Source organism: Stenotrophomonas sp. SBJS02 (genome assembly GCF_020428325.2).
In the GTDB taxonomy this organism is placed as follows: domain Bacteria; phylum Pseudomonadota; class Gammaproteobacteria; order Xanthomonadales; family Xanthomonadaceae; genus Stenotrophomonas; species Stenotrophomonas africana.
This window is the reverse complement of sequence record NZ_CP109812.1, coordinates 1,695,133-1,712,109: the sequence shown is the minus strand read 5'-3', so window position 1 is coordinate 1,712,109 and position 16,977 is coordinate 1,695,133. Positions and strand designations below refer to the sequence as shown.

18 protein-coding genes, 1 tRNA gene, 2 pseudogenes and 1 riboswitch are annotated in these 16,977 nt (G+C 66.4%); of the genes and pseudogenes, 9 read left to right on the top strand and 12 right to left on the bottom strand.

The genetic code is table 11. The annotated features are described in order from the left end of the window. Positions 1-96 precede the first annotated feature (96 nt). Both FQS62_RS08180 and FQS62_RS08175 read left to right on the top strand, forming a co-directional pair. Positions 97-1,401, top strand: coding sequence for a hemolysin family protein (locus FQS62_RS08180; protein WP_049448164.1), 1,305 nt, complete (start codon positions 97-99; stop codon positions 1,399-1,401). Next, positions 1,385-2,044, top strand: coding sequence for an exopolysaccharide biosynthesis protein (locus FQS62_RS08175; RefSeq protein WP_049448162.1), 660 nt, complete (start codon positions 1,385-1,387; stop codon positions 2,042-2,044). The genes FQS62_RS08180 and FQS62_RS08175 overlap by 17 nt, the downstream gene beginning before the upstream one ends. Positions 2,045-2,136: 92 nt before the next feature. On the opposite strand, the gene FQS62_RS08170 is transcribed toward FQS62_RS08175, so the two are convergent. From FQS62_RS08170 to FQS62_RS08155, 4 genes are all read right to left on the bottom strand, one after another. Beyond that, entirely contained in the window at positions 2,137-2,634 is a 498-nt protein-coding gene (locus FQS62_RS08170; protein WP_154348824.1) for a pyridoxamine 5'-phosphate oxidase family protein, read from the bottom strand. Between the two features lie 68 nt (positions 2,635-2,702). Continuing rightward, positions 2,703-3,698 carry an LLM class flavin-dependent oxidoreductase gene (locus FQS62_RS08165; protein WP_049448159.1) on the bottom strand — a complete coding sequence of 332 codons (996 nt, stop codon included), beginning with the start codon at positions 3,696-3,698 and terminating at the stop codon, positions 2,703-2,705. A 380-nt stretch (positions 3,699-4,078) separates the two neighbouring features. Next, a complete protein-coding gene (locus FQS62_RS08160) occupies positions 4,079-4,846 on the bottom strand; it encodes a sulfurtransferase (RefSeq protein WP_208043597.1) in 768 nt (255 codons plus the stop codon). 369 nt (positions 4,847-5,215) lie between these two features. Continuing rightward, a complete protein-coding gene (locus tag FQS62_RS08155; protein WP_208043598.1) occupies positions 5,216-5,581 on the bottom strand; it encodes a DUF6164 family protein in 366 nt (121 codons plus the stop codon). 69 nt (positions 5,582-5,650) lie between these two features. On the opposite strand from FQS62_RS08155, the pseudogene FQS62_RS08150 reads away from it, so the two are divergent. Both FQS62_RS08150 and FQS62_RS08145 read left to right on the top strand, forming a co-directional pair. Beyond that, positions 5,651-6,086 (top strand): annotated as a pseudogene (locus FQS62_RS08150) (FKBP-type peptidyl-prolyl cis-trans isomerase). Then, a complete protein-coding gene (locus FQS62_RS08145; protein ID WP_208043600.1) occupies positions 6,073-7,320 on the top strand; it encodes a TIGR03862 family flavoprotein in 1,248 nt (415 codons plus the stop codon). The pseudogene FQS62_RS08150 and the gene FQS62_RS08145 overlap by 14 nt, the downstream one beginning before the upstream one ends. Before the next feature lie 26 nt (positions 7,321-7,346). On the opposite strand, the gene FQS62_RS08140 is transcribed toward FQS62_RS08145, so the two are convergent. The 4 genes from FQS62_RS08140 to FQS62_RS08125 all read right to left on the bottom strand — a co-directional run bounded on the left by FQS62_RS08140 (position 7,347) and on the right by FQS62_RS08125 (position 11,451). Then, the gene (locus FQS62_RS08140; protein WP_049447500.1) at positions 7,347-7,808 is read right to left on the bottom strand and encodes a GNAT family N-acetyltransferase; all 462 of its coding nucleotides are present in this window, start codon (positions 7,806-7,808) and stop codon (positions 7,347-7,349) included. Positions 7,809-7,910: 102 nt separating this feature from the next. Next, the gene (locus tag FQS62_RS08135) at positions 7,911-9,533 is read right to left on the bottom strand and encodes an FMN-binding glutamate synthase family protein (protein ID WP_043402155.1); all 1,623 of its coding nucleotides are present in this window, start codon (positions 9,531-9,533) and stop codon (positions 7,911-7,913) included. Between the two features lie 55 nt (positions 9,534-9,588). Continuing rightward, positions 9,589-10,875, bottom strand: coding sequence for a nucleotide sugar dehydrogenase (locus FQS62_RS08130; RefSeq protein ID WP_088479438.1), 1,287 nt, complete (start codon positions 10,873-10,875; stop codon positions 9,589-9,591). A gap of 141 nt (positions 10,876-11,016) precedes the next feature. Then, on the bottom strand, positions 11,017-11,451 hold the full coding sequence (locus FQS62_RS08125; RefSeq protein WP_049447502.1) for a BLUF domain-containing protein: 435 nt from the start codon (positions 11,449-11,451) through the stop codon (positions 11,017-11,019). Between the two features lie 131 nt (positions 11,452-11,582). Between FQS62_RS08125 and FQS62_RS08120 the strand changes: the two genes are divergently transcribed. Next, a tRNA-Leu gene (locus FQS62_RS08120) sits at positions 11,583-11,669 on the top strand. 22 nt (positions 11,670-11,691) lie between these two features. Here the strand turns inward: FQS62_RS08120 and hemN are convergent. Together hemN and FQS62_RS08110 are read right to left on the bottom strand one after the other, a co-directional pair. Continuing rightward, a complete protein-coding gene (gene hemN, locus FQS62_RS08115; RefSeq protein ID WP_049447503.1) occupies positions 11,692-13,101 on the bottom strand; it encodes an oxygen-independent coproporphyrinogen III oxidase in 1,410 nt (469 codons plus the stop codon). A 44-nt stretch (positions 13,102-13,145) separates the two neighbouring features. Continuing rightward, positions 13,146-13,587: pseudogene (locus FQS62_RS08110) on the bottom strand (group III truncated hemoglobin). A 179-nt stretch (positions 13,588-13,766) separates the two neighbouring features. On the opposite strand from FQS62_RS08110, the gene FQS62_RS08105 reads away from it, so the two are divergent. Continuing rightward, a complete protein-coding gene (locus tag FQS62_RS08105; RefSeq protein ID WP_049447519.1) occupies positions 13,767-14,054 on the top strand; it encodes a hypothetical protein in 288 nt (95 codons plus the stop codon). After that, a complete protein-coding gene (locus FQS62_RS08100) occupies positions 14,051-15,100 on the top strand; it encodes a 4Fe-4S dicluster domain-containing protein (protein ID WP_164158735.1) in 1,050 nt (349 codons plus the stop codon). Before FQS62_RS08105 ends, FQS62_RS08100 begins: the two co-directional genes overlap by 4 nt. Position 15,101: 1 nt before the next feature. On the opposite strand, the gene FQS62_RS08095 is transcribed toward FQS62_RS08100, so the two are convergent. Together FQS62_RS08095 and FQS62_RS08090 are read right to left on the bottom strand one after the other, a co-directional pair. Continuing rightward, positions 15,102-15,338, bottom strand: a complete 237-nt coding sequence (locus FQS62_RS08095; protein WP_032128931.1) for a hypothetical protein — start codon at positions 15,336-15,338, stop codon at positions 15,102-15,104. 353 nt (positions 15,339-15,691) lie between these two features. After that, positions 15,692-15,901, bottom strand: a complete 210-nt coding sequence (locus FQS62_RS08090; RefSeq protein ID WP_049447506.1) for a helix-turn-helix domain-containing protein — start codon at positions 15,899-15,901, stop codon at positions 15,692-15,694. Positions 15,902-16,012: 111 nt separating this feature from the next. On the opposite strand from FQS62_RS08090, the gene FQS62_RS08085 reads away from it, so the two are divergent. Continuing rightward, on the top strand, positions 16,013-16,414 hold the full coding sequence (locus FQS62_RS08085) for an XRE family transcriptional regulator (protein WP_049447507.1): 402 nt from the start codon (positions 16,013-16,015) through the stop codon (positions 16,412-16,414). A gap of 22 nt (positions 16,415-16,436) precedes the next feature. Beyond that, positions 16,437-16,500, top strand: a riboswitch (Fluoride riboswitch). 82 nt (positions 16,501-16,582) lie between these two features. Further along, positions 16,583-16,975 carry a fluoride efflux transporter CrcB gene (gene crcB / locus FQS62_RS08080; protein ID WP_049447508.1) on the top strand — a complete coding sequence of 131 codons (393 nt, stop codon included), beginning with the start codon at positions 16,583-16,585 and terminating at the stop codon, positions 16,973-16,975. The last annotated feature ends 2 nt before the right edge of the window (positions 16,976-16,977 follow it).

Genomic DNA, 16,977 nt, shown 5'->3' with positions numbered 1-16,977 from the left:
CCCCTGCGCCGCGCCGGACCCTGTTCCTGAGCGCCTGCCGCCATCGCCAGCACACGCCCTCCCTGCCACCAACCGGGGACGACGCCCGTGTTTGAAATGATCCTGATTGTCTTTGCGCTTGTTCTGCTGAACGGCTTCTTCGCCATGTCCGAGATGTCGGTCATGACCTCGCGCAAGAGCCGCCTGAAGCAGATGGCCGCCACCTCCAAACGGGCCGCCAAGGCGCTGGAGCTGTCGGAGAAGCCGGAGAGCTTCCTGTCCACCGTGCAGATCGGCATCACCGTGATCGGCGTGCTGACCGGCTATCTCGGCGGTGATGCGATCGGCGACGCGATCGCCGGCTGGCTGCAGGGCCTGATGCCCGGCTTTGCGTACGCGCGCGAGGTAGGCACCGCCCTGGCGGTCTCGCTGATCACCTTCATCACGCTGATCTTCGGTGAACTGGTGCCCAAGCGCCTGGCACTGACCCGCTCGGAAGCCATTGCCGGGCTGGTCGCGATGCCGATGAGCTGGCTGGCCAAGCTCGCCCTGCCCTTCGTCTGGCTGTTGTCCAAGACCACCCAGTTGGTGCTGCGCCTGTTCGGCCTTGGCAAGGACGAAGTCGCCTCGGTGACGGAAGAAGAGATCCGCATGCTGGTGGCCGAAAGCCACGAGGCCGGCGTGATCGACGCCCACGAGCGCGACATGATGAACCGCGTCATGCGCCTGGGCGACCGCACCGCCGACAGCCTGATGACCCCGCGCAACCGCATCGCCTGGCTGGATACCCAGGGCGGGCTGGAGCGCAATCTGGAAATCATGGCCGAGCACGAGTTCTCCCGGTACCCGGTGTACCGCGACAACGACATGGACGTGGTCGGCGTGCTGGAACTGAAATCGCTGGCCACGCGCATGGCGCGCGGTGACAACGCGTTGTTCCAGACCCTGCGCGAGCCGCTGTATGTCTCCGAATCGACCCACGCGATGAAGCTGCTGGAGATCTTCCGCGAGGAACAGCAGTCGATGGCGCTGGTGGTGGACGAGTACGGCGAGATCCAGGGCCTGGTGACCATCAGCGACCTGATGGGCGCCGTGGTCGGCCGCCTGCAGGCAGTGGAGAATGCCGACGAAGATGCGCTGGTGGTGACCCGCGAGGACGGCTCGTTGCTGGTGGACGGCTCGCTGCCGATCGAGGACCTGCGCGAGCTGATCGGCAGCAACGACCTGCCCGATGCCGAGGATGGCGACTACTACACGCTGGCCGGCATGTGCATCCACTACTTCGGCCGCATTCCGCATGCAGGCGAGTACTTCGACTGGGCCGGCTGGCGCTTCGAGGTGGTCGATCTGGACGGTGCACGGGTGGACAAGCTGCTGCTGCGCACGCTGTCCGACGAGCAGGCCGATGAGCTCACCGCCTGAGGCCGGCCAGGGTCCGGGCGCTGATCGCCCGGCCTACCGCAATGAGGGCATCCGTACCCTCCTGGAGATGTTCGCCTCCGGCGATCCCGCCGAGCACATGCCGCTCGGCCAGATCCTCAGCAACCTGCAGCAGAGCGCGTTCGGCGTGTTCCTGTTCGTGGCGATCCTGCCCTCGTTCATCCCGATTCCAGGCCTGGGCGGCGCGGTCAGCGGTCCCCTGGTGATCCTGATCGGCCTGCAGATGCTGTTCTGCCTGCGCCGCCCCTGGCTGCCCGGTTTCATCGCCCGCCGCGGGCCCAGGCGCAGCACCATGCACCGTTTCCTGGACCGCATCGACCGCCCGCTGCGGCGGCTCGACCGAATGCTGTCGCCGCGCCTGCCGCAACTGCTGACACCGCTGCCGGCGCACGCCTTCAGCGGCCTTCTGCTGGTGCTGCTGGGGGTCCTGCTGTCGTTGCCGATTCCGTTCACCAACTTCCTGTTCGGCTTCCAGCTGCTGCTGTTCTCGCTGGCGCTGCTGGAACGTGACGGCGCGCTGATGCTGTTCAACTGGATCGCGGCGTTGGTGGCGATCGCGTTCTTCGGTTTCAGTTCGGGGCAGCTGGTGGGTTACATCGTGGATCTGTTCCAGCGCTGGTTCTGAACCGGACTCCGCTGGAGCCGGCATCTGGCCGGCTGCCACGTTTCCAGTGTTGCCGGCCAGTGGCCGGCACTACCAACACCGGACCTCAGCCATCACCGTAGGTCGATGAATCCGTTGTCGGCCAACGCCGCCGGTTCATCCTGCACCGCCGACAGCACGAACGTCAGCGCCTTGCCCAGCAGCGTACCCGGACCATCCCAGTATTCGGCGCTGTCGGCGCGTACATGGATCAGGCGCAGGTTCGGGTCGTCCTTGCCGCCCGGGAAGAACAGCTTCATCGCCGGCGACCACAGCGCCTCGATCTTCGCGCGATCATCGACAACCCGCGCGCGCCCCGCCACAGACACATAGGTATTCTTCGATGGCGAGGCATAGGCCACGTTGACGCGCGGGTCGAGCGCGATCTCGGCCACCTTCGGGCTGTCGGCAGTGATGACGAACCAGAGGTCACCGTCAAAGGTGACCTGCTGGGTGGCCAGGGGCCGGCTGTAGAGCCGTCCGTCGACGCCGGTGGTAGCGAACATCGCCACCTCTACGTCCTTGATCAGTTCTGCCAGTTGGGCGATGTGTTCGGCGCGGGTGTCGGCCATGTGGGGGCTCCATTGGTGTGAGCCCCCATCAGACGCGGTTCGGCCGCAATGGGCCGTGACGCAATTGTTCAGCCCGCGTGGCGGGCGTGCCAGGCCTGCATCGCCAGTTCGAACGAGCGCAGGCGCGCGCGGTGGTCGTACAGGTTGGCGGTGAGCATCAGCTCGTCCGGCTTGTGCCGCTCGACGAACGCGGCGATGCCATCCGCCACCTGCTGCGGATCGCCCAGCACGGTGCAGGCCAGTGCCCGCTCCACGCCCAGTTTTTCGTGCGGCTCCCAGAAGGACTCGATGTCGTCGATGGGTGCCGGAATCTTGCCCGGTCGGCCGCGACGCAGGTTCACGAAACTCTGCTGCTGGCTGGTGAACAGACGGCGCGATTCGGCCTCGCTGTCGCTGGCGACAACGTTCAGGGCCAGCATCGCGTGCGGCTGCTTCAGCGTGGCCGAGGGGCGGAACTCGCGGCGGTATACCGCCAGGGCTTCGTCCATCACATCGGGCGCGAAGTGCGAGGCGAACGCATACGGCAGGCCCATCGAGGCCGCCATGCGCGCACCGAACAGGCTGGAACCGAGGATCCAGGTCGGCACCCGCAGGCCACCACCCGGAACGGCCTGCACCGCCTGCCCGGGCTGTACCGGCTCGAAGTAGTGCAGCAGCTCGCGCACGTCCTGCGGGAACTGGTCGGCGCTGTCGAAGTAGCGGCGCAATGCGCGCGCGGTGGGCTGATCGGTGCCCGGCGCACGGCCCAGGCCGAGGTCGATGCGGTCCGGATACAGCGAGGCCAGCGTGCCGAACTGCTCGGCCACCTGCAGCGGCGCATGGTTGGGCAGCATGATGCCGCCGGCACCGACGCGGATGCGCTGGGTGCCGCCCGCCACGTGGCCGATCAGCACGGCCGTGGCCGCGCTGGCGATGCCGGGCATGTTGTGGTGTTCGGCCAGCCAGTAGCGGCGGTAGCCCAGCGCATCGGCGTGCTGGGCCAGTTCCAGCATGTTGGCGAAGGCGGCGGTGGTGTCACTGCCCTCGCAGACCGGGGCCAGGTCAAGGATCGACAACGGGATCATCAGGTGTTTTTCCGTCACAGGATCCCCCATGCATGGGGTCGGCCAGCCGCCGCGGCCAGTGACGGTGGCGGGATGCTGATTCCCGTGGGATGGATTCAGGAGAACAGGGTCGACGGATTACGGGCCACGGACGGCGGACGGCGGACGGCGGACGGCGGACGGCGGACGGCGGTAGAGTCGACTGTTAGTCGACTGCTTTTGGACGGCGGCTGGACTGCTCCTGAACTGCTCTCGGCGGGAGACTGAAACCCCCGCGCTGCGCGCGATAGTCGACCAACAGTCGACTCTACCGGCGCCCCGTCAACCGTCGTCCCCGCCGGCCCGCATTTCCGTCAACCTGCGTCCCGGTCAACCTGCATACCGGTCAACCGACGTCCCGGTCAGAACGCGCTGGGGCGCGGCTCCGGCAGCGGCTGGTCGACCATCGGCTTCAGCTCGGCGTCCAGCGCCACGCGCTCATCGAACACGAAGCAGCGGCCTTCGTAGCCCTCGCCGCCCACCTCCTCGAAGTAGCCGAGGATGCCACCGTCCAGCTGCAGCACGTTGTCCATGCCGTCGTTGACCATCCACAGCGCAGCTTTCTCGCAGCGGATGCCGCCGGTGCAGAAACTGACCACGGTGCTGTCCTTCAGCGCTTCGCGGTGCGGTGCCAACGCCTCGGGCAGGTCGGTGAACTTGTGGATGGGCAGCACCAGCGCATCCTTGAAGGTGCCGTACTCCACTTCCTGCAGATTGCGCGTATCGAGCATCACCACCGGCTTGCCGGCGTCGTCATGCCCCTGTCGCAGCCACCGCTGCACCGTGGCCGGATCGACCGCCGGCGCGCGCGGGTACTCCAACGGCTGGCCGTCATCGCGGCGGAAGCTGATGATCTCGTCCTTCACCTTGGCCTTCAGCCGCGCGAACGGCTGATGCTGACTGAGGCTGGTCTTGACCCGCATATCGGCAAACCGCGCGTCAGAACGCAGCGCCGCGTAGAAACCCTCGACCGCCTCCGGCGCACCCGCCAGGAACAGGTTCAGTCCCTCGCCCGCCACCAGGATCGTGCCGCGCAGCTGCGCCGCCTCGGCGCGCGCCAGCAGCTGGTCGCACAGGGCCTGGGGAGCGTCGATGACGGCGAAATGATAGGCGGCGGTATTGGCGATCATCCCGCCATTTTAGCGCCTCCCGCCCGCACAGACAGATTCAGGGGTCAGTGCCCTCTGCGCAGCAGAGGGATCCGACCCCAAGCCCGGCAGACACCCGGAATCTGTCAGGGGTGGGGCGGTGTGGGCAGGCGGGGGCGCAGAGCGCCATGGGCCCGGGGCATGCGCTGGGCGGGTTGGGCAGGACGCCCAACCCCGGTCTTGCCGTGTGCGCAGGACAGCGCACACGAGCAAGGCGCTCTACGAGGCACGCAGGAGCAGCTTTTGCCGTCCCCCGCCTGCCCACACCGCCCCACCCTCCCACTGAAGCCCGGCTTTTGACGTTGCCGTTGCGTCTGCGGGTGCCGGGTGCAACCCGGCCAGAAGCCCCCTTTACCCCCGCAACAGCACGAACGGCAGCAGCACCAGCGCCGCCGCAGCGGCCATCGCCAGCAGCACCAGCACCACGAACAGCGGCCGCCGCCGGAACAGGCTGCCGAACGTCTCCGCCGTGCCCTCGCGCAACGCCTCCTCACGCTCGGCACGGATGCGCGGCCCGCGTTCGGCCTGGTATTCCGCCATCAGCGCCTTCGCACGCGGATGATCGGCGTCCTCGCGCAGCCAGAGGCCGCCATTGGAAATGCCCCAGGGGCTGGGTTCGGTGCGGTACCAGGCGATGCCGTGCTGGTCGAGCAGCGTGCAGACATCGGCATATTCGTCGTCGCCGACATTGCGCAGATTGAGCAGGAGTTTTGCCATGCCCCATGATACCCGGCGTCAATGCGCTACCCTTGCCGCCCTCGCCCTGCGCCTTAACGGAGACGCCCGATGCGCCGCCTGCTGCTTCCCCTGCTGCTGTCCCTCGCCGCCGCTGGCTGCTCGACCGAACCGTCCGGCCCCCCCCCCCGGCGGCACCCTGACCACCTTCGAACGCATCGACACCGTGCCCGGTACCGGCGCCGAAGCCGTTGCCGGCAACAAGGTCACCGTGCACTACACCGGCTGGATCTACGACAACCGCACCGAAACCAAGCACGGCAAGACCTTCGACAGCTCGGTCAGCCGTGGCGAACCGTTCACCTTCACGCTCGGCGCCGGCCAGGTCATCCGCGGCTGGGATGAAGGCGTGGCCGGCATGAAGGTCGGCGGCAAGCGCACGCTGATGATCCCGCCGGACTACGGCTACGGCGACCGCCGGGTTGGCCAGATCCCGGCCGGCTCGTCGCTGGTGTTCGATGTCGAGCTGCTCGATGTCAAACCGTAATACCGCAACGCCCCATCGGGTCGCCGTCATCGGCGGCGGCCCGGCCGGCCTGTTCGCCGCCGAGCGCCTGCGCGCCGCTGGGCTGGACGTGGACCTGTACGAGGCCAAGGGTTCGCCCGGCCGCAAGTTCCTGATCGCCGGCAAGGGCGGTCTCAATCTCACCCATTCCGATCCGCGGCCGCTGTTCGACAGCCGTTACCGCGAGCAGGCCTCTGCCGTCGGCAGCTGGCTGGATGGCTTCGACGCGCAGGCGCTGCGCGACTGGGCTGCCGGCTTTGGCGTGGAGACCTATGTCGGCAGCTCCGGCCGCGTGTTCCCGGTCGACCGCAAGGCTGCGCCGCTGCTGCGCGGCTGGGTGCGCCGCCTGAAAGAACAGGGGGTGCGCCTGCATGCCAACCACCGCTGGATCGGCTGGGGCAACGACGGCGCCCTGCGATTTGAAACCGAAGACGGCGCCGTTGAAGTACATGCCGATGCCACGCTACTGGCGATGGGCGGCGGCAGCTGGCCGCAGCTGGGCAGCGACGGCGCCTGGGTCCCGCCACTGCTGGCCCGTGGCGTGGGCATCTCACCGCTGCAGTCGGCCAATTGCGGTTTCGACGTGGACTGGACCCCGTTCTTCGCCCAGCGCAATGCCGGCGCACCGTTGAAGCCGGTGGTCGCACACTGGATCGATCTGGCCGGACGGCCACAGTCGCTGCAGGGCGAATGCGTGGCCAGCGAGTACGGCGTCGAAGGCAGCCTGATCTATGCGTTGGCAGCGGACCTGCGCGAGACCATCAACCGCGATGGCCACGCGATGCTGTGGCTGGACCTGGTGCCGGGCCGCGACGAGGCGCGCCTGTTGGCCGATCTGTCACGCCCGCGCAAGGGCCGCAGCTTCGGCGAGCACCTGCGCCGCCAGGCCGGCCTGGATGCAGTGAAGGCCGCACTGGTGTTCGAGATTCTGGGTAAAGAAGCGGGCAACGACCTGCCTGCCGTGGCGGCTACGCTCAAGCGCCTGCCGCTACGGCTGCTGCGTCCCCGGCCGATGGCCGAGGTGATCAGCACCGCCGGTGGCGTACGCCTGGATGCGCTGGATGATGGCCTGATGCTGCGGGCAGTGCCCGGCGTGTTCTGTGCCGGCGAGATGCTGGACTGGGAGGCACCGACGGGTGGCTACCTGCTGACCGCGTGCTACGCCAGTGGCCTGCGTGCTGCGGAAGGCGTGATCGGGTGGCTGGCGGAGCGGTGACGCCTGCCTTGTAGCGTCGAGCTACATCACCACGGCCGGCGCATGCTCACCGAGGCCAGCGCCACGCCGCTGGGATGTGGGTAGGCCTCTTCGCGCACGCTGACGAAGCCTTGCCGTTGATAGAACGGCACGGCATTGAGCGACGCCGACAGCACCACCTCACGCTCAGGATCGGCCATTGCCAGCAACCGCTGCATCAGCGCCTGGCCGATGCCCTGGCCGCCACGATCGGGATCAACGAACAACGCATCGACTTCATTGGCATCGACATCGAACACCCCGAAACCAAGCAGGGCACCCTCGCGGTCCTCGGCCACCACGCAACCGCCCTGCGACAACAGCCGCGCGTACTGCAACGGTGGCGGCGAGGCCGACCATGGCGCGATGACCTCGTGTGGGTAATGACTGCTGCAGGTCTCGCGAACGCACCGCGTACGCAATACCCACAGCGTGGCCACGTCGTCCATGGTGCCGGTCCTGAACTGCATGACATCTCCTTGTAGCGTCGAGCCATGCTCGACCGTTCTTCGTTTCGACGTCGCGATGCCCGATCGAAAGGCAGTCGAGCATGGCTCGACTCTACAGAATCGTTATCGCGACTTGCTGGCGCGCAGCGCCTGGATCTTCGGCGGCGGCTGGAACGAGTCGCTGCGCGCATCGGCCCAGAACGCATGGAACACCGCATGGTCTGGCACCTTGTGCAGCAGCTCGCCCGGTTCCAGGTAGCGGTACAGCGAGGCCAGCGAACGGATCTCCACCGGCGAAACACGGCGCAGGATGTGTTCCGGCCCCAGTTCCGCCGGATCGTTCAGGCCCGCGGCACACAGCAGTTCCTTCAAGGCATGCAGCGTGTGCTCGTGGTAGCTGTACACACGGGTGGCCTTGTCCGGTGCATCCAGATGCTTCCAGCGCGCGGGATCCTGGGTCGCGATGCCGGTCGGGCACTTGTCGGTGTGACAGCTCAGTGATTGGATGCAGCCCAGCGCGAACATGAAGCCTCGTCCGGCATTGCACCAGTCGGCCCCCAGCGCGATGGTCCGCGCGATATCGAACGCGCTGGTGATCTTGCCCGCCGCACCGATGCGGATGCGGTCGCGCAGGTCGAGGCCGACCAGGGTGTTATGCACCAGCAGCAGCGCCTCGTGCATCGGCACGCCGACATGGTCGACGAACTCTGCCGGTGCCGCACCGGTGCCGCCCTCGGCGCCGTCGACCACGATGAAATCCGGCAGCAATCCGGTTTCCTGCATCGCCTTGGCAATGCCGAACCACTCCCACGGGTGGCCGATGGCCAGCTTGAAACCGACTGGCTTGCCACCAGAAAGCTCGCGCAGGCGGGCGACGAACTGCAGCAGCTCGACCGGCGTCGAGAACGCCGAGTGACGCGATGGCGACACGCAGTCCACCCCCATCGGCACGCCACGCGTCACCGAGATCTCGGCCGTCACCTTCGGCGCCGGCAGCACGCCACCGTGGCCCGGCTTGGCGCCCTGCGACAGCTTGATCTCGATCATCTTGACCTGGTCATGGGTGGCGTTGGCAACGAAGCGCTCCTCGCTGAAACCGCCCTTCTCGTCACGGCAACCGAAGTAGCCCGAGCCGATCTCCCACACCAGGTCACCGCCCATCTCGCGGTGGTAGGGCGAAATCGAGCCCTCGCCGGTGTCGTGGTAGAAGCCGCCCTGGCGCGCGCCTTCGTTCAGCGCACGGATGGCGTTGGCCGACAGTGAACCGAAGCTCATCGCCGAGATGTTGAACACGCTGGCCGAATAGGGCTTGGCACAGTTCGGGCCGATCAACACGCGGAAGTCATGCTTGGCGATGGCGGTTGGCGCCAGCGAATGGTTGATCCACTCGTAGTCCACCGCATAGGTGCTGCGCAGGGTACCGAACGGCACCGTGTCCATCTCGTTCTTGGCGCGCTGGTAGATCAGTGCTCGCTGCTGGCGCGAGAACGGCACGTCTTCCAGGTCACTCTGCACGAAGTACTGGCGGATCTCCGGGCCGATCGATTCCAGCCCGTAGCGGAAGTGCGCCATCACCGGATAGTTGCGGCGCAGCGTGCTGCGCTTCTGCAGCAGATCCCAGGTCCCCAGCGCCACCATCGCGGCAGTCAGGCCGACGCCCCAATACCAAGCCGGCCAGATCGTGGCCAGCCACAGGCATATCGGGAACATCAGGATGGCGAGCAGGTAGACGATATACCGGTGCATGGCTTTCCTCGGTTGCAACTGCCCCCGAGTCTACCGCGCCGCTCGCTGCCAAGGCTTACAAACGATCGTCAACCACGTTGCGCGGCCAGGCCGACTTCACGTCGTAGACCAGGCCACCTGGCGCCAGCAGCGCCCGGATTGCACCTTCATCCATCGCCTTGAAGCGGGCATGGGCCACTGCCAGCACCACCGCGTCATAGCGCCCCGCCCCAGGCTCGGCCAGCCAGTCCAAGCCCTCGCCGGTCAATGCCGCCGGGCCGACCCACGGATCGCTGACCTCCACCTGCGCACCGGCATCGCGCAGCCGTTGCGCCAGTTCCAGCGCGCGGCTGTTGCGCAGGTCCGGGCAGTCCTCCTTGAAGGTCACGCCCAGCACCAGGATGCGTGCGTCCGCTGGCACACGGCCACGCTCGGCCAGCATCGCCAGCACCCGCGCCGCCACGTGCTCGCCTACGCGGTTGTTGACCTGTCGCGCGGTGTGGATCAGGTCCGGGTGATAGCCCACGCTCTCGGACTTGTGCAGCAGATAGTACGGATCGACGCCGATGCAGTGACCACCAACCAGCCCCGGCCGGAACGGCAGGAAATTCCACTTGCTGCCGGCGGCGTCCAGCACGTCCTGGGTATCGATGCCAAGCCTGTCGAAGATCAGGGCCAGCTCGTTGACCAGCGCGATGTTGACGTCGCGCTGGATGTTCTCGACCACCTTGGCCGCTTCGGCCACCCGCATCGAAGGCGCCGGGAACGTACCGGCGGCGATGATGCGCTGGTAGAGACCATCAATCACCGCAGCGACTTCCGGTGTCGAGCCGGAAGTGATCTTGCGGATGTCGGCCAGGCGCCGCTGGCGGTCGCCGGGACTGACCCGTTCCGGGCTGTAGCCGCAGTAGAAGTCTTCGTTGAAGCGCAGGCCCGAACCCTGTTCCAGCAGCGGCACGCACACTTCCTCGGTGGTACCGGGGTACACCGTGGACTCGTAGATCACCAGATCGCCGGCGCGAAGATGACTGGCAATCAGCCGTGTCGCCGAACGCAGGGGCTCCAGATCAGGCTGCTCGTATGCATCGATCGGGGTCGGCACGGTGACGATGTAGACGTTGCATGCATCGAGCAGGACCGGATCGCTGCCGTACTGCAGCTGCTGTGCACTGGCCAGCTCGTCGGCTTCCATTTCCAGCGTGTGGTCCTGGCCGCTGCGCAGCTCGGCGATGCGACCGGCATCGATATCGAAGCCCAACGTCGGCCACTGCCGGCCAAACGCCACCGCCAACGGCAGGCCGACGTAGCCCAGGCCGATCACCGCAAACCGGGGCGCGCTGGCCGCCGCTACCGGCGCACTCATCGGCACATCCCGTGCAACGGATGCAATCGCACACACGCTGGCAGGGTTTCGGCCAACACACTCATTTGCTGCACCACTCCGGAAACCTGCGCCAGAAAGGCTACAGCCTACCGGCCCCGGCACCCTGTCGCCAAGGCGGGCTCAGGACCCCAACGCCACCGCGGCCGGTTCCAGTTCACCGTCGGCGCCGGTCCAGGCCTGCAGCAGACGCTCGAATCCACCGCTGCCAAGCAGGAAGCCGGGCCACGCGGCATCGGCAATCTGCGCCAGCAGCTCCGGCTCGATCCGTCGCGTGCCCATCGACCATCGCGGAAATACGCGCTGCACCACGGGGGCACGGCACAGCACTTTCAGCTGCCCGTGGCTGCGCGCATTGAGGATGCGCTGGAACACCGAATCGATGCCGTCCTCCGGGCCTTCCAGATGCTGGAGGAAGCGTGCTCCGTCGAACATCAGGACACCGGTGACACCGGCTACACGATTGAATGCCGTGGCGTCGGCCAGCAGGCGGTCAAGATCGGTTGCCTGCAGATCGGCGCGGGCCTCACTGGTATAGGCGATCGCGTGCAGCGACATCAGGTGGCTCCCCCCCTGGGAACGGTGGCAGGGACTATGACATGAATGCGATCGACAGTTAAGCACGCTGCCGCCGCGATGGAATCCGGTTGCGCTACCGCAGGTGGGCTACAATCGGCGCCGCGCTGCAGGCCCGGATGGCGAAACTGGTAGACGCATCGGACTTAAAATCCGCCGGGGGCAACCCCATGCCGGTTCGATTCCGGCTCCGGGCACCATACGCGCGCAGCGCCCCCCCTCTCAGATCGCCCGCGAGTAACGCGGTTGCTCGTGCGCGGCACGCAGATACGGGTCGAAGCACATCGCCAGCAACCGCAGCAATGGTCGTCCAGGTTCGCTGGCACGCACCACGCCATCGCGGTACTCGGCCAGTCCGTCTTCCTGCAGCCGCTGTACCGAATGCAGGTCCTCGGCGAAGTACTGCGCGAAATCGATGCCATGGCGCCGCCCCAACAGGGCGCCATCCACCTCGCCCTGGCACATCAACTGCTGGATCAGTTCCGCGCGCAGCTGGTCGTCGGCACTCAGCGCCACGCCGCGCCAGACCGGCAGCTGGCCCTGGTCCACCGCATCCTCCCACGCCGGCAGGTCGCGCGGATTCTGGCTGTAGGTGGCACCGATGTGGCTGATCGCACTCACGCCCAGGCCAAGCAGATCGGTATCGGCGTGGGTGGTATAGCCCATGAAGTTGCGATGCAGCTGGCCGGCGCGCTGTGCGCGCGACAGATCCTCTTCCGGCAGTGCAAAGTGATCCATGCCGATGTACTGATAGCCTGCGGCAGAGAGCTTCTCCACCGCCAGACCCAGCAATGCCAGCTTTTCTTCGGGCGAAGGCAAACGGCTTTCGTCGATCTGTTTCTGCGCGCGGAACAGGTGCGGCAGATGCGCATAGCCATACACCGCCAGGCGATCCGGGCGCAGCGCCAGCACCCGTTCGAGGGTTCGGCCGAATCCTTCCAGGCTCTGTCCCGGCAGGCCATAGATCAGGTCGACGTTGACTGAACGCATGCCGCTGTCGCGGCAGGCGCGCAGGATGTCCAGCGTCTGCTGCACGCCCTGTAAGCGGTTGATCGATTCCTGCACCTGCGGGTCGAAATCCTGCACGCCCAGGCTGGCCCGGTTGAAGCCCAGTCGCGCCAGCATGGCAACGTCGCGGGTATCGATGAAACGCGGATCGAGTTCGATCGAGAAATCGCGCTGTGGCGAATCGCTGAAATCGAAACGCCGGCGCAGCCCTTCCACCAGCGTGGTCATCGCCTCGGCATCAAGAAAGTTCGGCGTACCACCGCCCAGATGCAGCTGGATCACCTCGCGACCATCCTCGAACTGCGGCGCCAGCAGATCGGCCTCGGCCAGCACGCGCGAGACGTAGCTGTGGCCACGACCGCGATCGCGGGTGATCACCCGGTTGCAGCCGCAGTAGAAGCACGGGCTGGAGCAGAACGGCACATGCACGTACAGCGACAGCGCGCGGGCCAGCTGGTTGCTGTCGGCGATCGCCTGGCGCAGTGCCGGCGCGTCGAAGCCATCATGGAAATGCGGTGCGGTCGGGTACGAGGTGTAGCGCGGGCCCGGCCGGTCGTGCCGGCGCAGAAGGTCGGGGTCGAAGGTCCAGGCCAGGCCACCGGCGGCGGGAGAGAACGTGTCCATGCCGTCAGCATCGCGCCGGACGGCCCGCGCCGCCTTGACCCAGATCAATCCTTGGCGGGCATACCCAGCACCGGCAGGCCGACCTGCGGCCAGCGCAGCATCTGGTAGCGCTTCCAGAAGGTGTCACCGATGCGCGCGGCCACGTCGTTGGCTAGCTCCTGCATCGGCGGGTTGTTGCATTCGGCGGTGGTGATCCGGAACAGCACCAGCCAGCGGTCGAACAGGTCTTTGTCCAGCTCGATGGCCATGTGCTTGGACATCGGCGAACCCTTGAAGCGCCGGGTGCCGCGCAGCATCGCCGACCAGAAGTCGACCAGCTGCGCCAGATGGTCCGGCCAATCATGCACGTGCGCCTCGAACACCGGTCCCAGCCGCTCTTCCTCACGCACACGGGCATAGAAATCGTGGACCAGGCGGGTCACTTCCTGCTCGGTGCACAGCTCGGGCGAGGCGACGGGGGGGGACGGGCGGCGGTAGTGCGTTCATCGGGGTATCCAAAGCGTGCCGGCAATGTGCCGCACCCAGGCGGCAGCGCCGTTGATCCAGATCAATGTCGGTGCAGTCCGCTGCACCTAGGCTGGCACGCTTGCAGGAAGCATGCCCTGCGGATGCTGCGCCAGCTTTGGCGGAGTATACGCGCCGCCCACTTTTCGATCCGGGACAGCATGAACAGACCTTTTTCCAACCGCCGCCAGCGGCTGATACAGCATTGGGGCGCCATCCTCTGGCCCAGCTTCATCGCAGCCGGCGCGGCCAGCGTGGTGTTCTTCGCTTTCGTCGATCCGTTGCGCCTGCAGGCGATCAGCTTCCCGGACACCACCATCAGCCGTGAGCTGGGCTATACCGCAGGCTTCTTCATGTTCTGGACGGTAACGGCGCTGTCCAGCGCGGTCACCTGGTACCTGCAACGACCGATGCCGAGCGACGACGACGAGGAGCTGCCGCTGGGATGAGCACACCCTGCACAACGACACCGCGCCCCTTGCATTGGCGCGGCACCTTCCACGCTGTTCTGCTGGCCCTGTTCTACGCGCTGCCGTGGTTACGCTGGGACGGGCGCCAGGCGTTGCTGCTGGACATCAATGCCCGGCGCTTCGACCTGTTCGGCTGGACGTTGTGGCCCAGCGACGTCGGTGTGCTGATCGGACTGCTGGCGGCGATTGCGGTGGGCCTTGCGCTGCTCACCCACGTCGCCGGGCGCATCTGGTGCGGCCACGCCTGCCCCCAGACCCTGTGGCGCCGGGCCTTCGACGGGATCGCCCGTGCCGCGTCCCGGTGGCTTCCCGCCTCGGCTGCGCGCCCGGCCACCCAGCTGGCTTGGGGGCTGTTGTCGCTATGGACCGGGATCACCTTCGTCGGTCTGTTCAGCCCCATCGCCGAACTGGTGGTCGCTGCACCCAACGCTGGCTGGAGCAGCTGGGAGACCTTCTGGGTGCTGTTCTACGCCGCTGCCACCTGGGGAAACGCCGGGTTCCTGCGCGAGCAGGTCTGCCGTTCGTTGTGCCCGTTCGCACGCATGCAGCCATTGCTGACCGATCCGCATACGCCACGCATGCTGTACGACGCCCGCCGCGGCGAGCCACGCGGACCGCGTCCGTCCGGTCTGGGCGGCGTGCTCGGTCGCGGTCGTGGCCTGCTCGATCCAACAACTGCGCAGGACTACGTGTTCCGCGCTGCGCATCCGCTGCTGGCCGGACCGACGCCGACCTTCAGCGCCGATCGTCTCGGTGACTGCACCGACTGCGCTGCGTGTGTCAGCGCCTGCCCAATGCAGCTGGACATCCGCCAGGGGCCGCAGGCCGATTGCCTTGCCTGCGGCGCCTGCCTGGAGGCCTGCGCACAACAACAGCACCGGGCCGGCTTCGGTCCGGGGCTGGTGCGTTACTGCAGTCCGCAGGCGATGGCCGGACAACCGCGGCGCTGGTGGCGACCACGAACCCTGGCCCTGTTGTCGATGCTGTTGGCGCTGCTTGCCTGCGGCCTCTGGCGCCTGCTCTGAATCAACGCGACCCGCTGGCGTGCGGCGGAACCAGCTGCGCACGTCGCACGATGCCCAACTGCTCGATGATCAGCGCCATTTCGTTGGTGACTTCGGTACGCTCGGTCCCCTGCGGGACCAGGCGGTCCAGCACCTGCTGGTAGGTATCCCAGAACGCCGGACCGCATCCGTGTTTGTGATAACTGGCTTCCAGTTCGCGGCGTACCCGTTCAGCCAAGCCATGCATGCCGTATTCCATACGACCTCCGTTGGACTTGTTCTGCATCGTTGACGGTCTACCGACTCACTTGCGTGCTACTGAAAGACTCCCGGGCTTCACACCCGGTTGATGCCAATTAGTCATAAATTTCACGACAGGTCAATTACATGCAGCGACTTTCGTGATTGAAATTATTAATCGTTCACGAAACTACATACCGGGACCTGGTTCCCCCGGATGGGGTGAAGCCGACAGGTAGCGGGAACCATGGACCGACTCCCCCAGTAGATGGCACCGATTGCGCCCTTCAGATCGATCGATTTTGCCTATTTTGCTAAGCATACTTAGCAAAATACGCTTAGCGTGCTAGATGCGACAAAAGGCGGCGCAAGTCAGATGGATTCGCCCGTCGACGCCTCTGTCGTGGGGAACAGGTTCGGATAGCGCTGATGCAGGATGTACTGCCGCAGGGCCGGAATCGGAAAGTCCCTCGGCCATTGCGACACTGCAGAACGGCTGATGCCAAAGAAGCGGGCCAGTTCGGCGTCGGTGCGGAATCCCAGCCGGGTGCGCACCTGCCGTTTGCTCCAGAATTCGGTCACGGTCGGTCCTTCTGTTAACCAACCTTATTCTTGTGACAAGGCTTCTTCGCATTCCACGCGTTAAGCTGGCTTGCATAGATGAATACTCTCGGCCAACGACTCGCTATCGCCATGAAGAAAGCCGGGCACCCACGCCCGGCCGCTCTGGCCCGCGCCGCCAAATCAACGACGGCAACCATCAGCAACTGGCTCAACGACCATGTGAGCGCTTCGCATGTGAAGGCCGAACAGCTGTTCCGTATCGCCGATGCGGCCAAGATGGACGCGCGCGAACTTCTGTACGGAGTGAGCGGGCTCGGCGTCGGCGAACCTGGCAGCGCCTACATCCCCAGCCAGGCCCATCTGGATGTCTGGCAGGACGCCTACGAGCTGGTCAGCCATCTGGTGGCCGAGAACGGGCTGGAGATCGACCATCGCCGCCATGCGGCGCTGGATCTGCTCGCGTTCGAACTGCTGATGGACGGCTTCAGCCGCAGCAAGGTGGCTCGCGTTCTGACGACCTCGATGACGTGAATGCACCGCCGCTGGTAGCATGGACCGCGATGGGGATGGGGCTCCCCCGATAACCGCCTGAGAAGGCTGATGGCTCCTGCCAGGACGAACCCGGTGTTCGTCGACGGCAGGTCGTGCCTGCCCTCGGCGTTCGCCATTGACCCTGCGAAGCCGCATTCGAGGCACGCCATGCAAGCATTGAACAATTATTTCCTGGTCTTCGTCGGCGGCGGCATCGGCGCCTGCCTGCGCCACGCCTGCAATCTGATCGGCGCGCGGGTGGCGGTGGGCAGTCCCTGGCCCTGGTCGACCTTCCTGATCAACATCAGCGGTGCGCTGCTGATGGGCGTGGTGGTCGAGGTCTTCGCCATGCGCAATGGCGCCTCGCCGCAGCTGCGCCTGTTGCTGGCCACCGGCATCCTCGGCGGCTACACCACATTTTCCACCTACGCGCTGGAGATCGGCCTGCTGCTGCAGCGTGGCCAGCATGGGCTGGCCGCACTGTATGCCGGTGGCTCGGTGGCGCTGGGCCTGGCCGGTCTGTTCGGTGGCATGAAGCTGACCCGGCTGGTGCTGGGCTGACC

Coding starts and splice junctions, on each gene's coding strand:
- FQS62_RS08100 (WP_164158735.1), top strand. CDS start 14,051: ATGAGCACACCCTGCACAACGACACCGCGCCCCTTGCATTGGCGCGGC.
- FQS62_RS08165 (WP_049448159.1), bottom strand. CDS start 3,698: ATGATCCCGTTGTCGATCCTTGACCTGGCCCCGGTCTGCGAGGGCAGT.
- FQS62_RS08095 (WP_032128931.1), bottom strand. CDS start 15,338: ATGGAATACGGCATGCATGGCTTGGCTGAACGGGTACGCCGCGAACTG.
- FQS62_RS08085 (WP_049447507.1), top strand. CDS start 16,013: ATGAAGAAAGCCGGGCACCCACGCCCGGCCGCTCTGGCCCGCGCCGCC.
- FQS62_RS08170 (WP_154348824.1), bottom strand. CDS start 2,634: ATGGCCGACACCCGCGCCGAACACATCGCCCAACTGGCAGAACTGATC.
- FQS62_RS08160 (WP_208043597.1), bottom strand. CDS start 4,846: ATGATCGCCAATACCGCCGCCTATCATTTCGCCGTCATCGACGCTCCC.
- FQS62_RS08125 (WP_049447502.1), bottom strand. CDS start 11,451: ATGTCGCTGCACGCGATCGCCTATACCAGTGAGGCCCGCGCCGATCTG.
- FQS62_RS08175 (WP_049448162.1), top strand. CDS start 1,385: ATGAGCTCACCGCCTGAGGCCGGCCAGGGTCCGGGCGCTGATCGCCCG.
- FQS62_RS08180 (WP_049448164.1), top strand. CDS start 97: ATGATCCTGATTGTCTTTGCGCTTGTTCTGCTGAACGGCTTCTTCGCC.
- FQS62_RS08145 (WP_208043600.1), top strand. CDS start 6,073: ATGTCAAACCGTAATACCGCAACGCCCCATCGGGTCGCCGTCATCGGC.
- hemN (WP_049447503.1), bottom strand. CDS start 13,101: ATGGACACGTTCTCTCCCGCCGCCGGTGGCCTGGCCTGGACCTTCGAC.
- FQS62_RS08135 (WP_043402155.1), bottom strand. CDS start 9,533: ATGCACCGGTATATCGTCTACCTGCTCGCCATCCTGATGTTCCCGATA.
- FQS62_RS08105 (WP_049447519.1), top strand. CDS start 13,767: ATGAACAGACCTTTTTCCAACCGCCGCCAGCGGCTGATACAGCATTGG.
- FQS62_RS08130 (WP_088479438.1), bottom strand. CDS start 10,875: ATGAGTGCGCCGGTAGCGGCGGCCAGCGCGCCCCGGTTTGCGGTGATC.
- crcB (WP_049447508.1), top strand. CDS start 16,583: ATGCAAGCATTGAACAATTATTTCCTGGTCTTCGTCGGCGGCGGCATC.
- FQS62_RS08140 (WP_049447500.1), bottom strand. CDS start 7,808: ATGCAGTTCAGGACCGGCACCATGGACGACGTGGCCACGCTGTGGGTA.
- FQS62_RS08155 (WP_208043598.1), bottom strand. CDS start 5,581: ATGGCAAAACTCCTGCTCAATCTGCGCAATGTCGGCGACGACGAATAT.